Origin of the sequence: Neisseria chenwenguii, from assembly GCF_002216145.1 — a bacterium.
Lineage (GTDB): Bacteria > Pseudomonadota > Gammaproteobacteria > Burkholderiales > Neisseriaceae > Neisseria > Neisseria chenwenguii.
This window is the reverse complement of record NZ_CP022278.1, coordinates 701,911-715,624: the sequence shown is the minus strand read 5'-3', so window position 1 is coordinate 715,624 and position 13,714 is coordinate 701,911. Positions and strand designations below refer to the sequence as shown.

17 protein-coding genes are annotated in these 13,714 nt (G+C 55.0%); 12 read left to right on the top strand and 5 right to left on the bottom strand.

Features of this window, described 5'->3' with window-relative positions; all coding sequences use genetic code 11:
• Window positions 1–71 precede the first annotated feature (71 nt).
• Genes BG910_RS03495 through BG910_RS03485 form a run of 3 tightly spaced genes read right to left on the bottom strand, consistent with a single transcriptional unit; the run spans window position 72 to window position 2,598 of the window.
• The gene (locus BG910_RS03495) at window positions 72–1,310 is read right to left on the bottom strand and encodes a beta-ketoacyl-ACP synthase (protein ID WP_089035648.1); all 1,239 of its coding nucleotides are present in this window, start codon (window positions 1,308–1,310) and stop codon (window positions 72–74) included.
• Window positions 1,304–2,035 (bottom strand): 3-oxoacyl-ACP reductase FabG, encoded by a 732-nt coding sequence (gene fabG, locus BG910_RS03490; RefSeq protein ID WP_089035647.1) that lies wholly within the window; start codon window positions 2,033–2,035, stop codon window positions 1,304–1,306. The genes BG910_RS03495 and fabG overlap by 7 nt, the downstream gene beginning before the upstream one ends.
• Window positions 2,036–2,091: 56 nt before the next feature.
• The gene (locus BG910_RS03485) at window positions 2,092–2,598 is read right to left on the bottom strand and encodes an ApeP family dehydratase (protein WP_411710841.1); all 507 of its coding nucleotides are present in this window, start codon (window positions 2,596–2,598) and stop codon (window positions 2,092–2,094) included.
• Window positions 2,599–2,719: 121 nt separating this feature from the next.
• Here BG910_RS03485 and BG910_RS03480 point away from each other — a divergent pair, with 121 nt between their 5' ends.
• The 8 genes from BG910_RS03480 to BG910_RS03445 all read left to right on the top strand — a co-directional run bounded on the left by BG910_RS03480 (window position 2,720) and on the right by BG910_RS03445 (window position 9,228).
• Entirely contained in the window at window positions 2,720–3,469 is a 750-nt protein-coding gene (locus BG910_RS03480) for a beta-ketoacyl synthase chain length factor (protein ID WP_089035645.1), read from the top strand.
• Window positions 3,466–4,227 carry a lysophospholipid acyltransferase family protein gene (locus BG910_RS03475; RefSeq protein WP_089037122.1) on the top strand — a complete coding sequence of 254 codons (762 nt, stop codon included), beginning with the start codon at window positions 3,466–3,468 and terminating at the stop codon, window positions 4,225–4,227. The genes BG910_RS03480 and BG910_RS03475 overlap by 4 nt, the downstream gene beginning before the upstream one ends.
• Window positions 4,224–4,481, top strand: a complete 258-nt coding sequence (locus BG910_RS03470) for a phosphopantetheine-binding protein (protein WP_089035644.1) — start codon at window positions 4,224–4,226, stop codon at window positions 4,479–4,481. Before BG910_RS03475 ends, BG910_RS03470 begins: the two co-directional genes overlap by 4 nt.
• Window positions 4,482–4,491: 10 nt before the next feature.
• Window positions 4,492–4,740: an acyl carrier protein gene (locus BG910_RS03465; RefSeq protein WP_089035643.1), complete on the top strand. Its 249-nt coding sequence runs from the start codon at window positions 4,492–4,494 to the stop codon at window positions 4,738–4,740.
• An 86-nt stretch (window positions 4,741–4,826) separates the two neighbouring features.
• A complete protein-coding gene (locus BG910_RS03460; RefSeq protein WP_089035642.1) occupies window positions 4,827–5,366 on the top strand; it encodes a COG4648 family protein in 540 nt (179 codons plus the stop codon).
• A gap of 235 nt (window positions 5,367–5,601) precedes the next feature.
• Window positions 5,602–7,335: an AMP-binding protein gene (locus BG910_RS03455; protein WP_089035641.1), complete on the top strand. Its 1,734-nt coding sequence runs from the start codon at window positions 5,602–5,604 to the stop codon at window positions 7,333–7,335.
• 55 nt (window positions 7,336–7,390) lie between these two features.
• The gene (locus tag BG910_RS03450) at window positions 7,391–8,476 is read left to right on the top strand and encodes a methyltransferase (RefSeq protein WP_089037121.1); all 1,086 of its coding nucleotides are present in this window, start codon (window positions 7,391–7,393) and stop codon (window positions 8,474–8,476) included.
• Between the two features lie 23 nt (window positions 8,477–8,499).
• Window positions 8,500–9,228 carry a glycosyltransferase family 2 protein gene (locus BG910_RS03445; RefSeq protein ID WP_089035640.1) on the top strand — a complete coding sequence of 243 codons (729 nt, stop codon included), beginning with the start codon at window positions 8,500–8,502 and terminating at the stop codon, window positions 9,226–9,228.
• A 58-nt stretch (window positions 9,229–9,286) separates the two neighbouring features.
• On the opposite strand, the gene BG910_RS03440 is transcribed toward BG910_RS03445, so the two are convergent.
• Together BG910_RS03440 and BG910_RS03435 are read right to left on the bottom strand one after the other, a co-directional pair.
• Window positions 9,287–10,009 carry a DUF554 domain-containing protein gene (locus BG910_RS03440; RefSeq protein ID WP_232462227.1) on the bottom strand — a complete coding sequence of 241 codons (723 nt, stop codon included), beginning with the start codon at window positions 10,007–10,009 and terminating at the stop codon, window positions 9,287–9,289.
• A 72-nt stretch (window positions 10,010–10,081) separates the two neighbouring features.
• Window positions 10,082–10,660 carry a UbiX family flavin prenyltransferase gene (locus BG910_RS03435; protein WP_089037119.1) on the bottom strand — a complete coding sequence of 193 codons (579 nt, stop codon included), beginning with the start codon at window positions 10,658–10,660 and terminating at the stop codon, window positions 10,082–10,084.
• A 360-nt stretch (window positions 10,661–11,020) separates the two neighbouring features.
• On the opposite strand from BG910_RS03435, the gene BG910_RS03430 reads away from it, so the two are divergent.
• From BG910_RS03430 to atpE, 4 genes are all read left to right on the top strand, one after another.
• Window positions 11,021–11,878 carry a ParB/RepB/Spo0J family partition protein gene (locus BG910_RS03430; protein ID WP_089035639.1) on the top strand — a complete coding sequence of 286 codons (858 nt, stop codon included), beginning with the start codon at window positions 11,021–11,023 and terminating at the stop codon, window positions 11,876–11,878.
• A 288-nt stretch (window positions 11,879–12,166) separates the two neighbouring features.
• On the top strand, window positions 12,167–12,520 hold the full coding sequence (locus BG910_RS03425; protein WP_089035638.1) for an ATP synthase subunit I: 354 nt from the start codon (window positions 12,167–12,169) through the stop codon (window positions 12,518–12,520).
• Window positions 12,510–13,376: a F0F1 ATP synthase subunit A gene (gene atpB / locus BG910_RS03420; protein ID WP_089035637.1), complete on the top strand. Its 867-nt coding sequence runs from the start codon at window positions 12,510–12,512 to the stop codon at window positions 13,374–13,376. Before BG910_RS03425 ends, atpB begins: the two co-directional genes overlap by 11 nt.
• A gap of 77 nt (window positions 13,377–13,453) precedes the next feature.
• Window positions 13,454–13,690: a F0F1 ATP synthase subunit C gene (gene atpE / locus BG910_RS03415; RefSeq protein ID WP_009175074.1), complete on the top strand. Its 237-nt coding sequence runs from the start codon at window positions 13,454–13,456 to the stop codon at window positions 13,688–13,690.
• The last annotated feature ends 24 nt before the right edge of the window (window positions 13,691–13,714 follow it).

Here is a 13,714-nt window from a genome sequence, read left to right as displayed (position 1 = left end):
TTTCAGACGGCCTTCAGTGCGCCGGTTGAACATGCTGAGTTGGAGACGGTTTTCGGATCTTTTCCTTTGTTTTATCCCGCCCAACGTTTGAATATCAGTGAAGTATTGATCCCACCAAAAGCAAAATTGTTGCTCATCACATAATCCGTTTTGATTTCGCGTCCCGAGTCTCGGATATAGTCCACATTGCCGCATTGTGGGTCGGGATCATTCAAATTGATGGTAGGGGCAAACCAGCCGCTGTTCATCATTTCAATGGAGAACCATGCTTCCAGAGCGCCGCATGCACCGAGGGTGTGGCCGAGGTAGCTTTTTTGCGAACTCATGGGGACGTAGCCGAATACGGCTTCGGTGGCCAGCGTTTCAGCGATGTCGCCTTTGTCGGTAGCCGTGCCGTGTCCGCTGACATAACCGATTTTTTCAGACGGCAATGCGGCATCTTTCAAGGCCAACTCCATACATTTCTGCATGGTGGCTTTTTGTGGTTGGGTAACGTGGCTGCCGTCGCTGTTTGCGCCGTAGCCGATGATTTCGGCGTAAATTTTTGCGCCCCGTGCCAGCGCGTGTTGCAATTCTTCGATAACGAATATTCCGGCGCCTTCGCCGATGACCAAACCGTCCCGGCCTTTGTCGTAAGGGCGGGGTGTTAATTCGGGCTCATTGTTACGGCGGCTGGCGGCATAGAGTGAGTCGAATACATAAACTTCGGACGGGCAGAATTCTTCTGCACCGCCGGCCAACATCATGTCGATCATGCCGTATTTTATAGACTCGTAGGCATAGCCGATGGCTTGGCTGCCTGAGGAGCATGCGCTGGATGTGGGGATAATCCGACCGGTCAAGCCGAAAAAGATGCCGATGTTGGCAGCGGTGGTGTGCGGCATCATGCGGATATAGGTGTTGGCACTGAAATTGCGTGAAGCCCCTGTCATCAGAAGTTCGCCCAAATCGCGGATGTCTTTAGTGCTGCCGGAGGAAGAGCCGCAGGCGACGCCCATGCTCCCGTCTTTAATGCGTTCATCGCCGAGCAGCCCTGAATCTGTCAGCGCCTGTTCGGCGGCATCGACTGCCAAATGGGAAACGCGCCCCATGCTGCGTAACTGTTTGCGCGTCCAATGGGCGGGAGGGGCATAATTTTCAATCGGTGCGCCGAGTTGCGCTTCCAAATCAGGAAACCGTTCTGTCCAGCCTTCCATTTTTTTCACGGCGTTGCGCCCTTGCTTAAAGGCCGTCTGAATGCTGTCCCAGTCGCGGCCTAAAGCGGTGATGCCGCCGATTCCTGTTACCACTACTCTTCTTTTGTTCAACATAATCCACCGTTTACCGAAATGACTTGGCGCGTGATGTACGCTGCTTTTTCGTCCATTAAGAAACATACTGCGTGCGCTACTTCCTCAGGCGTACCCATGCGGTTTGCCGGTATTGCCTTCAGGATTTCTGCCACGGGGACATTTTCATCGACGATTTCGGTATCAATCAAGCCCGGAGCCACGCAGTTAACCGTAATTTTACGCTTCGCCAATTCTACCGCCAACGCCTTTGCTGCGCCGATGATGCCTGCTTTTGAGGCACTGTAGTTGACTTGTCCGCGATTGCCCGTGATGCCCGAAACCGAAGTCATGCAGATGATTCTGCCTGCCCGGCGGTGGCGTATCATCGGCATGATGGCGGGGTGGAGGATATTGTAGAAACCGTCCAGGTTAGTACGCAGCACATTATCCCAATCGTCGTCTTCCAGCGCAGGAAACGCATTATCGCGGGTCAACCCTGCGTTTAAGACGATGCCGTAATACGCGCCGTTTTCCTCTATGTCGGCGGTCAGGATTTCCCGGCAAGCCGGCCGGTCGGAAACGTCAAACTGCAATACGCGGGCGTTGGCGCCTGTTTGGCGGATTTCGGCGGCAACAGCCTCCGCTTCCTCCCTGCGGCTGCGGCAATGGATGACGATGTCGAATCCGTCTGCGGCCAGGGCAAGCGCAACGGCTTTTCCGATGCCTCGGTTGGAGCCGGTAATTAAAACGGTTTGTCGGGACATGGGTTTCCTTATCTTTATGTCGAGGCCGTCTGAAACTTTTCAGACGGCCTGAGGGATTATTCGGATGATGCAGACGGCGGCTCTTTCGGGCTGTACACGTTCAGTGCAGCTTGAATCAGCAGGCCGTCTGAAGGGAGTTGCGGGCGGGCTTTGTCGGGTGCGTCCGTCCAGCGAAGTTCGCAGTCGAAAATGCCGAAACCTGATGCGTCTTGGGTGGAGACGGCGGCTTTCACTTCCAGCTGGGTACCAATCGGAATGGTATCGGCAAACAGGTTGAGTTTGCGTGTGCCGAGCAAAAAACCGAGTTTGACAGGTTTGCCTGCATTGTGCGCCATGCAGCCTGCAAAAGCGCCTATGCCCTGCGCCATGATTTCCATGCCCGACATGCAGGGAACCGCACCGTCCCGCAGCAGGATATGGTCTGCGCCGATATGGGCTGTGGCGGTCAGATGCGTATTGCTGTATTCGGTCACGGCGTCAAGCAGAACCATTTTCCCGCTATGGGGCAATAGTGGGGCAACGGCGGTAATCGGACAGGTCAGCGGGGCGGGAGTGTTCGGCATAAGGGTTTTCAGACGGCATCAAAATCGGGTTTTTATTAAGCGGCTATTATATGCGATTAGTAGTTTTCGAGAAATCTATCGGTTAGAATACGCCTAATGTAAATTTTTGAAAGCGGATGGGATGGACTCCTGCTGTTTTTCGTTTAATATCAAGGCTTGGAACGCTGCAAGCAGTCGGATTGCCGATAAGGAACAATGGCGGCTTTGGGCGGAAGGCGGCTTGGCTGCCGACGCGCAGCCCGAGCATAAACCCGCCGTCGCCTTTCTGCCCGCGATGCAGCGGCGGCGGCTGGGTTTGGCCGCCCGGCTGATGTTTGAGGCAGCTTGGCCGTTGGCAGAGGAATTTTCCGGTGCGCCGTTGGTGTTTGTTTCGCACGACGGCGAGCTCAACCGCAGTTTCGAGCTTTGGCCGGCGTTGATTTGCGGAGAGGGCGTTTCGCCGACCTCGTTCGGTCTGTCGGTGCATAATGCGCTGGCGGGGCAATGGTCTGTCCAGCGCGGCGATATGTCGGAAAACACGGCGCTGGCGGTGGGTGCGGACGGTTTTGAGAACGCGCTGGCCGAGTGTTACGCCATGCTTTGCGAAGGCGCGGAACGTGTGTTGCTGGTGGCGGCGGAAGACCCGTTGAAATCCGAATATGCGCTCGAAGCTGGGCGTGCGCCGTTTCCTTATGCCGCGGCATTTTTATTGGAAAAAGGCAGCGGGTACAGCATGGCGCTGGCAGAGAGGCCGTCTGAAAAACGTTTTTCAGGATTGCGCTGCGAACCTTATTGGGGCGCGATCGACTGGCTGAAGTTTATGCTCGACGACAAGATTCAGACGGCCTCGCACACGCGCGCAGGGCGGCATTGGCAATGGCGGAAACCATGAAAGCGAAACTCGATTATCTGCGCCGTTTCCTTGCCACACTTTTAGGATTTGTTTTGTTCGGCGTGGCGGGCGTATTGTTCAAACTCGCGCTACTGCCTTATACGTTCAAGTCCACCAAAGGAGATTTGCCGCGCCAGCTCAAGGCGCGGCGTATGGTCGGGCGGGTTTGGAAAGTGTTTGTGCGGTATTTGGAATGGTCGGACGTTTTGAAAGTCGAGTTTGACGGATTGGAAAAACTCGGCCGGCCGGCGCAGTTGGTTTTGTCCAACCACCCCTCGCTTTTGGATGTTGTGCTGCTGATCAGCCATTGCCCCGACTTGAACTGCGTCGTCAAAAAAGACTTGGTTCACAACCCCGCTATGCAAAGCCAGATTCTTGCCACAGGCTACATTCCCAACGACGAATCAATGGAAATGCTTGACGAAATCAGCGAAGTGTTTCAAAGTGGACAGAGCCTGCTGATTTTCCCCGAAGGCACGCGCACCGGTTGGGACGGTCAGGTCAAACTCCACCGCGGCGCCGTTTCCATCGGGCTGAGAAGCGCCGCCGTCATCACGCCTGTTTATATTAAAATGGATCCGCCCAACTTTAAAAAAGGGCAACCTTGGTATCAAATTCCGCCCAAACGGATACACTACCGCATTACCGTCGGCGACGACATCCTTCCGCAGGACTGGCTGGCCGACAAACCTCTGCCGATTGCCGCAAGGCGGTTAAACGAGCATCTTCAAAACGACTTTATACGGAAAACCACATGAATCTGGAAACCCGAATCAAACAACTGATTATCGACAGCTTAGGCTTGGAAGACATGACCGTTGACGACATCGAAACTGATGCCCCGCTTTTCGGCGACGAAGGGCTGGGATTGGATTCCGTCGATGCCCTCGAGCTGGGTTTGGCCGTGCAGAAAGCCTTTGATTTCCAGCTGGAAGACGGCAGCCAAAACCTGCGCGAACATTTCGCCAGCGTCAAAACCCTCGCCGAATTTGTGAAAAGCCGCCAAGCATAAGGAAACCGCCATGACCGAACAGGAAATCCGCCAAATCCTCACCGACGCGCTGGTCAACCTTTTTGAAATCGAACCCGAGCGCATCAAACCCGAAACCAATCTCTACGAAGACCTCGAAATCGACAGCATCGACGCCATCGACCTCATCGACCACATCAAACGCGAAACCGGCCGCAAACTCCAGGCCGAAGATTTCCGCAGCGTGCGCACGGTTGAAGACATCGTTCAAGCCGTTGCCCGCAAAGAAGCCGACGCGTAAGACTTTGCAGACGGCCTGTCAGGCCGTCTGCAAACAGCGGTGCGGGCGAATGACGTCCGGCAGCCGTTTTGCAAAATTTCCCACCCATGAAAACCGTCGGACAAATTTTTCTTACCGTTCTCAGCCTTGCCTACCCGTTTCTCTGGTATTACGGCCGTGAAAACGGCGCATTTTTCTGGCTTGCCACCCTGATGTGTGTCCTTTGGATTACCCGCGCCGTCACGCAGCAAACAAGCGCCCAACGGCTGGTTTCATGGGCCGTTGCCGCCTTTTTCGCCGCCGTTCTGTTTTTCGGACGGCCTGACAGCATGTATTGGTATCCCGTCGCCGTCAGCGCCCTGATGTTGGCCGCATTCGGCGGCAGCCTGTTTGCCAAACAAACCCTCGTCGAACGCCTCGCCCGCCTGCAACACCCCGACCTGCCGCCCGAGGGCGTGCGCTATACCCGAAAGGTCACGCAAATCTGGTGCGCCTTTTTTATTTTCAACGGCACAACCGCCGCGCTTTTGGCCCATACGGCGCATTACGACTGGTGGGCGGTTTACACGGGCATAGTGTCATATGTGTTGATGGGGCTGCTGGGCGGCGGAGAGTGGCTGTATCGGAAAACGGTGTTGAAACTTTGAGGCCGTCTGAAATTGCAGGACAGCATCCGATTGCTGTTTTATAGTGAAATAAAATAATAAAGATACAAGGCGGCAAGGCGCAGACAGTACGGGTAGTACGGGACAGATGAACTTGGGGCTTCAGCGCCTTAGTGAATCGTCCTCTTTTAGCTCAGCCGCAGCCAACGAAGTAGATGTTGTATTTTAATTCACTATAAACGTTCAACCGAAAGACAGTCCGCCTGAATAAATGACTATGCAGAAACTCACCCAAATCTTTTCTCCAACCCTCAATTCCGACGACCTTATCGCCGTTTCGCCGGACTGGACGCGTGCGGATTTCAACCGTACGGTGTTTGCCCTGTCAGGCCGTCTGAAAGCGGCGGGCGTGCGCTCGGCGGCGCTGTGGTTTGAAGATGCAGCGCTGTTTGCCTGTGCGGTTTTGGCGGCTTGGCATGCGGGCGCAGAGGTTTGGCTGCTGCCGAATCTCGCGGCGGAAAATACGGAGTGGGGCGGCGGTGCGGATGTTTGGCTGACGGATGTGCCGTCTGAAATTGCTGCAAAAAATGTTTCAGACGGCCTGAATATTTGGAGTGCGGCAGATGTTGCGCGGATGCCGTCTGAAAATATTGGAAACAGCCTGAATCATGAGGATTTCCGGATTCCTGCGGCTGCGCGGGCGTTGTTGAAAACGTCGGGTTCGAGCGGCGCGTCGCAGATTGTGGTGAAAACGGCGGCACAAATGGAAGCGGAAGCGTGGATGCTGGCGCAGACGCTGCCGTTTCAGGAAGATGTTGCAACGGTTGCCGGTAGCGTGTCGCCGCAGCATATGTATGGATTTACCTTCCGTTTTGCGCTGGTGCTGACGATGGGGTGGCCTATGGTTCGGGCGCAATGCGTTTATCCGGAAACCTTGCTGGCGGCTGCGGCGGCGCAGGAAAAAAGCGTGTGGATTGCCAGCCCCGCGCTGCTCAACCGTTTGGGCGCAAACCGCAACTGGAATGCGCTTGAGGGCAGGGTGGCGGGCATTGTGTCGGCGGGCGGCGCGCTGCCTGACGATACGGCAGATTTGCTGGCGCAATATGCGGTGCGCCCGTTTGAGATTTACGGCAGTACCGAAACGGGCGTGGCGGCATGGCGGTCGGGATCGGCGTTGTGGCAGCCCTTGCCTGAAGTGGTTTTGGCACAGAACGATGCGGGCGCATTGAGCGTGGCGTCGCCGTGGAGCGGCGGGCGTTTTCAGACGGCCGATTTGGTGGAAATGCAAAACGGCGGCTTTACGCTTTTGGGGCGGCAGGACCGCATTATCAAATTTGAGGACAAACGGGTGTCGCTGACCGAAATCGAACACAAACTGCTGGCGCACGACTGGATTGCCGATGCGCATTGCGGCGTTCATCCGCAGCACGGCCGTATTGCGGTATGGGCGGCGCTGAATGCCGAGGGCATCGAAGCCTTGCGCGGACAGGGCAGGGCGGCGGTGGCGGCGGTTTTAAAACGTCATCTGGCCGGTTCGCTCGACAAAGTAGTGCTGCCGCGTTACTGGCGTTTTGCCGATGCGCTGCCGCGCAATACGCAGTCGAAAATCGCCGCGGCGGATTTTCAGACGGCCTTTACGGAAGCGCAGACATCGCCTGTATGGATGCCGTCTGAAAATCCGGCGGCGCAGGAAAACGGTTTTGAGTTTGTCGGTAAAGTGCCTTTGGATTTGGCATACTTCGGCGGACATTTTGCCGGGTTTCCGCTGGTGCCGGGGGTGGTCGAACTGCAATGGGTTCGCGATTTGGCGGCGCAATTTGAATGGGGGCGGCAAAGTGTCGTGCGCGTGGAAAACCTGAAATATCAGCAGTTTGTCCGCCCAAACGATACCGTTGCCGTCCGCTTGGATTATGATGCCGGGAAAAACAGACTGACCTTTAAAATGACCAACAGTGACGCGGTATGCGCGGGCGGACGGCTGGTGTTCGGTACGTTTGGCGGCAACGGATAACGGGCGTTTGGTTTTTCAGACGGCTTATAAGATTATTAAAGAAACGGAACGCATGATGAGAATTTTCCCCAATCTGGAAAAACGCTACGGCGAGGAGCAGCTCTCCGCAGGCGCAGCGCAGCGCCTGGCTCAGGAAATCGCTTTCGGGCCGGTTGTTTTCCAAGTATCGCGCCTGATGGTCAAACTCGGCATCCTTGATTTGCTCAACAGCCGTTCAGACGGCCTGACCTTGGATGAAACCGCCGAAAAAGCAGGCATCAGCCGCTATGCCGCGCAGGTTCTGTTGGAGGCATCGCTTTCCATCGGCACGGTTTTGCTGCGCGACGAACGCTATTCCATCAGTAAGGCGGGCTGGTTTCTGCTGAAAGACAAAATGGCGCGGGTCAATATGGATTTTGTGCAGGACGTCTGCTATCAGGGAATGTTTGATTTGGAGGCGACGCTGCAAACGGGCAAACCCGAGGGTTTGAAAGTCTTCGGCGAATGGCCGACTGTTTATGAAGGTTTGTCGCAACTGCCTGAAAACGTGCGCCAAAGCTGGCTGGCGTTTGACCACCATTATTCCGACAGCTCGTTTCCCGAAGCGCTGCAAACCGTATTTGCCCGCCCCGTGAAAAAACTGCTCGATGTCGGCGGCAATACCGGTCGCTGGGCGCAGCAATGCGTTGCGTTCAATCCCGAGGTGGAAGTTACCGTTATGGATCTGCCCCAACAAATCGGCCTGATGCGCGAGGCGGTAAAGGGGAAAACGGGCGAAGAGCGGATTCACGGCCATCCAGCCGATTTGTTGGATAACAGCGTGCCGTTTCCCGGGGGGTTCGATGCGGTTTGGATGAGCCAGTTTCTCGACTGTTTTTCCGAAGAAGAAGTGACCGCGATTCTGACCCGCGCCGCGCGTTCGATGAGTGCGGATACCGTACTTTATATTATGGAGCCTTTCTGGGACAGGCAGCGCTACGAAACCGCCGCCTACTGCCTGACCCAAACCAGCCTCTACTTTACCGCCGTCGCCAACGGCAACAGCAAAATCTACCGCGCCGAAGACATGGTGCGTTGTGTGGAAACCGCCGGTTTGAAAGTGGAAAAAATTTCAGACGGCCTTGGCTTGGGACACAGCATTCTGCATTGCCGTTTGGCCTAATGCCGTCTGAAAAATCCTGAATCATGAAAACACTCGCCCTGATTCCCCACTACAACCATCCCGATACCGTTGCCGCCGTCGTCAGCGCCGTGCGCGGTTTCGGGCCGGACGTATTGGTGGTGGATGATGGTTCGGATGCCGTCTGCAAACCTGTTTTGGCGGCGTTGGAACAAACAGACGGTGTGCGCGTCATTTACCGTCCGGCCAACGGCGGCAAAGGGGCGGCCATGAAAACGGGTTGGAACGATGCCGCGCAGCGCGGCTATACCCATGTTTTGCAGGTCGATGCCGACGCGCAGCATTGTCTGGACGATACCGCCAAGCTGCTTGCCGAAGCGGAAAAACACCCCGAAGCGGTCATTTGCGGTTGGCCGCAATACGGCGGCGATGCGCCGAAAGCGCGGCTGTACGGGCGGAAAATTACCGATTTTTGGAACATGGTCAACACCTGTTCCACCGACATCAAAGACGGAATGTGCGGCTTCCGCCTTTACCCGCTTACCCCCGTTTTGGCGCTGGTGCGCGAAGAACATATCGGCAACGGCATGGATTTCGATACCGAAATTTTGGTGCGCCTCTACTGGCGCGGCGTGAAACCCGTCTGGGTGAAAACGCCCGTCAGCTATGCGCCCGACGGCGTTTCGCATTTTCGGGCGTTTGAAGACAACGTTTTAATCAGCAAAATGCACGCGCGGCTGTTTTGCGGCATGGTCTGGCGCAGGCTGACGGGACGGTGGAAAAAGGCCGTCTGAAATCCTGTTATCTGTAACCGGATTTCAGGCGGCCTTGTTTTGTTTGGAATGTCGGGCGTTACGCGATATATACCGTCCAAAAATGCGAAAGCGGCATCACCAAAACCAGCGCAGGCAGCATATTGGCGACGGGAAACGGCTTGATGCCCATAATCCGCAAGCCTGTTGCCAGCATAATCAGCCCGCCGCAAGCAGCGAAATCGGCGCGCATTTCGGGTGTGGCAAGCGGAATAACCAGCGAAGCCAGGAAAAACAGCGTGCATTGCACCAGCATCTGCGGCACGGCAATAAAAGCGACCATCACGCCCAAGCTGATGGCGAAAATGGCGGCGGTAAAGACGTCCAAAATCGCTTTGATATAGAGGATGGACGGCTCGCCCGTCATGCCCTCGTGCATCGCGCCGAAAATGCCCATGCCGCTGAAGCCGAACAGAATGACCAGCGAAACATAGTTTTCGATGAATGTTTCGGCGGGCATGCCGTCTTTGGCGGGAATGAGTTTGTCGGCAAACGTCCGCGCCGCGGCGGCCAGTTTGGCAAAGCCATTTTCGATGCCGATCCATTCGCCCAAAGCCGTGCCGATGACGGCGGCCAGCGAAACGGGGGCGTAATTGGCGACTTTGGGGATGGTGATGAACGCCAATCCGACCGAGAGTAGGCCGAACAGCGTCGGCAGATTGGCGCGCACGCGTTCGGGCAGTTTGCCGCCCAGCGTTGCGCCGGCGACGGCGCCGCCGATAATGGCGGCGGCATTGATGAACGGGCCTGTAGGCAGGTGCACGGCAGTTTCCTTTAAAAGATGTTTGGATTTGGATTTTTGGTTTTTCAGACGGCCTGTCGCCGCTTTGACGGCTTAAGCGCCGCTTACCCCGTTCCAGCGCGGCAGTTCGGGAAGGTCGATGCCGAACAGATCCAGCGCGCGGGCAACGCTGTGGGTAATCAGTTCGTCCACACTCTGCGGGCGGTTGTAAAGCGCGGGAACGGGCGGGAACACGATGCCGCCCATTTCGGTGACGTTGCGCATATTGTTGATGTGGGCAAGGTTGAGCGGGGCTTCGCGCACCATCAAAACCAAGCGGCGGCGCTCTTTCAGGGTGACGTCGGCGGCGCGGGTCAGCAGGTTGTCGGACAAACCGTTGGCCACAGCCGCCAGCGTGCGCATCGAACAGGGCGCGATAATCATGCCGTCGGTTTTAAACGAGCCGCTGGAAACGGCGGCGGCCAGGTTGCCGACGGTGTAGGTCTGGTCGGCCAGCGCGGCAATGTCTTCTTTGCTGTACGCCGTTTCCAGCGATCGGGTCAGTTCGGCGCCTTTGGAAACAATCAGGTGGGTTTCGACGCCGTCAACCTGCCGCAGCAGTTCCAACACGCGGCTGCCGTAAATAAAGCCGCTGGCGCCGCTGATGCCGACGACAATCCGCCGTTTGTTCATGATGTTCTGCCTTTGATTGGGAATTTGAACGGGCGGGAAGCATAACACAAAGCAGTTTTGTCGGGCAGCGTTTTTCAGACGGCCCGAGCGTGGAAATGCTTGATTGCCGTCTGAAAAATAGGAATGTGTGGCGGCTGCGGATAGGCTGGCGTTTTACAGAAACGGGAGCAGGGAGTTTTCCGGAAAGCGTTCCAAGCGCGCTTTCGGCGTGAAATGTCGTCTGAAAAAGCGGTGCGGGCAAGCGGGATTTTCAGACGGCATCAGTGTTTCGGCAAAGGCCGCAAACGCTCTTAAATAAAGCGGAAATATCCGTTAAAATGGTGCGGTTTGGTTTATATGGCCGTCTGAAAAGGATAAAGCATGGCAAAAGCAAAAGGCGGTTTGGGCCGCGGTTTGGATTCTTTGATTTCCAGCGGCGTGGACGGCGGCGGCAGCGACCGGCTGACAACGGTTGCGGTCAGCGATATTCAGCCCGGCCGCTATCAGGCGCGGGTGCAGATTGATGATGAGGCGCTGCACGAGCTGGCGGAGTCGATTAAGGCGCAGGGTGTGATCCAGCCTGTGATCGTGCGCGAACACGGTTTGTCGCAATACGAGCTGATTGCGGGCGAACGCCGCTGGCGCGCCACGCAGCTTGCAGGGTTGACCGAAATTCCCGTGGTCATCAAAACCATCAGCGACGAAACCGCGCTGGCGATGGGTTTGATTGAAAACCTTCAGCGCGAAAACTTAAACCCGATTGAGGAAGCGCAGGGTTTGAAGCGCTTGGCGGACGAGTTCGGCCTGACCCACGAAACCATCGCCAAAGCCGTCGGCAAAAGCCGCAGCGCAATTTCCAACAGCCTGCGCCTGCTGAGCCTGCCCGAACCTGTTCAAGATATGCTTTACCAGCGCCGTTTGGAAATGGGTCACGCGCGTGCGCTGCTGACGCTGCCTGTGGTCGAACAGCTCCAGCTGGCGCAGAAGGCGGTGAAAAACGGCTGGTCGGTGCGCGAAGTCGAGCGCCGCAGCCAGATGGCGCATCAAGCCAAGCAGGGTGCGAAAAAAACCATCAGCCCCGATATACGCCGTCTGAACGATTTGCTGACCGACAAACTGGGCGTGAACGCGGAAGTGGTGACGACCAATCAGAAGCGCGGCAAAATCGTTTTACATTTCGATACGCCGGAAACATTCGACTACTTATTAAAGCAGCTCGGCGTGGAAGAGGATGTTTGAATGGGCGGGTAGTGCAGGCCGTCTGAAAATTTTGTTTGGATTTGTCGGAATTGCCGGTTTTCAGACGGCCTGTTTGGTAGATATTAAGATTACCCGGGGCGTATAGAACGGTGTGTGGTTTGTGTTAAAAATTTTAAACGCACGGGGAATGAATGTTTTGGAAGTCAGATTGGGTAAGGGTTTTTCGCTTGTCTGCTTTCACAAAGATTAACATTCGTCTTGACGCTTTCGGGCTTCTTCATTATAGTTGCCCATGCCTTAGCATGGAGCTCGGATTCTTAGGATTTTATGAACCGGATTTTGGTTTTTCAGGTCGGTGTTTTGACTGTAATTTCCGTGTTGGGCGCGGTTTTTAGCGGTGTGGCCGGATTTTGGTCGGCTGTTGCGGGCGGGGCATGTTATCTGGTTCCGTCGGCTGTTGCGGTTTTACTTTTAAAACTTTTCAAAAACAACCCGCAAATGCAGGTTCGGGCATTTGCGTGGGGAGAAGCGTTAAAAGTAATGCTGTCGTTGCTGTTGATGCTGCTGGTGTTTGCTTTTTGGCATAAACAGTTGGTTTTTCTTCCGTTTCTTTTCGGGCTGTTCTGTGTCAGCCATCTGGTTTTTTTAGTATTGTTGAGAGTTAGAGACTATGGCAGGTGAAACTATGACCGCTGCCGACTACATCAAGCACCATTTGCAGAGCTTGACCAGTCTGTCGGACGTTACCAAAGGCCAAGGCCTGAAAAATATCGCGGATTTTTCATTTATCAATATTGATGCGGTTTTCTTTGCTGTGTTGCTGGGCGTTATCGGCAGCTTTGTGCTGTGGTGCGGCGCTAAAAAGGCAACCGCCGGTGTGCCGGGGCGCTTTCAGGCGGCAGTGGAAATCCTGTTTGAATTTGTGGACGATATGTGTAAAAGCATTATCCACAACGAACAGTCGCGCAAGGCGGTTGCGCCGTTGGGTCTGACGCTGTTTGTCTGGATTTTCCTGATGAACGCGATGGACTTATTGCCTGTTGATCTGCTTCCGTGGGCTTGGCAGCATATAACCGGTGAGCATCATGCGCTGTTGCGTGTGGTGCCGACTGCCGACTTGAATACATCATTGGCGTTGGCTATCGGCGTGTTGCTGGTGTGCTTCTATTACAGCCTGAAAATCAAAGGTGTTAAGGGTTGGGTGCATGAGTTGTTCAGCGCTCCGTTTGGTCCGATGATGGCGCCGTTCAACCTGATTATGAATATTTTGGAATACCTCTCTAAAACCGTATCACACGGTATGCGGTTGTTCGGCAATATGTATGCCGGCGAATTGGTATTCCTGCTGATTGCCCTTTTGGGTGGCGCTTGGGCTGCATCCGGCAGCGTAGGTATTTTGGATCCGATTCTGTTTTTGGTTCATATTGTTGCAGGTTCTGCCTGGGCGATTTTCCATATTTTGATTATTACTCTGCAAGCCTTTATCTTTATGGCTTTGGCGTTTGTTTATATCGGTCAGGCACATGACCATCACTAAGCAGTAATCTTATTATTCTAATCTGCAGTAAATTTGTAGTTGTTAACCTTGTATCTTTATATTTAAGGAGTTTTGAAATGGGTGGTTTAATTGCTATCGCTTGTGGTCTGATCGTTGCTTTCGGTGCGATGGGCGCGGCTATCGGTATCGGTATGGTCGGTTCCAAATACTTGGAATCTTCTGCACGTCAGCCCGAGCTGATCGGCCCGCTGCAAACCAAATTGTTCCTGATTGCCGGTCTGATCGATGCGGCGTTCCTGATTGGTGTGGCCATCGCTCTGCTGTTTGCATTTGTTAACCCGTTTGCAGGCTAATCCGGACGGAAACTGTTTCGATAC

Excerpts from the sequence above, each read along its gene's own strand:
- BG910_RS03495 (WP_089035648.1), bottom strand. The coding sequence starts at position 1,310 with ATGTTGAACAAAAGAAGAGTAGTGGTAACAGGAATCGGCGGCATCACC.
- fabG (WP_089035647.1), bottom strand. The coding sequence starts at position 2,035 with ATGTCCCGACAAACCGTTTTAATTACCGGCTCCAACCGAGGCATCGGA.
- BG910_RS03485 (WP_411710841.1), bottom strand. The coding sequence starts at position 2,598 with ATGCCGAACACTCCCGCCCCGCTGACCTGTCCGATTACCGCCGTTGCC.
- BG910_RS03480 (WP_089035645.1), top strand. The coding sequence starts at position 2,720 with ATGGACTCCTGCTGTTTTTCGTTTAATATCAAGGCTTGGAACGCTGCA.
- BG910_RS03475 (WP_089037122.1), top strand. The coding sequence starts at position 3,466 with ATGAAAGCGAAACTCGATTATCTGCGCCGTTTCCTTGCCACACTTTTA.
- BG910_RS03470 (WP_089035644.1), top strand. The coding sequence starts at position 4,224 with ATGAATCTGGAAACCCGAATCAAACAACTGATTATCGACAGCTTAGGC.
- BG910_RS03465 (WP_089035643.1), top strand. The coding sequence starts at position 4,492 with ATGACCGAACAGGAAATCCGCCAAATCCTCACCGACGCGCTGGTCAAC.
- BG910_RS03460 (WP_089035642.1), top strand. The coding sequence starts at position 4,827 with ATGAAAACCGTCGGACAAATTTTTCTTACCGTTCTCAGCCTTGCCTAC.
- BG910_RS03455 (WP_089035641.1), top strand. The coding sequence starts at position 5,602 with ATGCAGAAACTCACCCAAATCTTTTCTCCAACCCTCAATTCCGACGAC.
- BG910_RS03450 (WP_089037121.1), top strand. The coding sequence starts at position 7,391 with ATGAGAATTTTCCCCAATCTGGAAAAACGCTACGGCGAGGAGCAGCTC.
- BG910_RS03445 (WP_089035640.1), top strand. The coding sequence starts at position 8,500 with ATGAAAACACTCGCCCTGATTCCCCACTACAACCATCCCGATACCGTT.
- BG910_RS03435 (WP_089037119.1), bottom strand. The coding sequence starts at position 10,660 with ATGAACAAACGGCGGATTGTCGTCGGCATCAGCGGCGCCAGCGGCTTT.
- BG910_RS03430 (WP_089035639.1), top strand. The coding sequence starts at position 11,021 with ATGGCAAAAGCAAAAGGCGGTTTGGGCCGCGGTTTGGATTCTTTGATT.
- BG910_RS03425 (WP_089035638.1), top strand. The coding sequence starts at position 12,167 with ATGAACCGGATTTTGGTTTTTCAGGTCGGTGTTTTGACTGTAATTTCC.
- atpB (WP_089035637.1), top strand. The coding sequence starts at position 12,510 with ATGGCAGGTGAAACTATGACCGCTGCCGACTACATCAAGCACCATTTG.
- atpE (WP_009175074.1), top strand. The coding sequence starts at position 13,454 with ATGGGTGGTTTAATTGCTATCGCTTGTGGTCTGATCGTTGCTTTCGGT.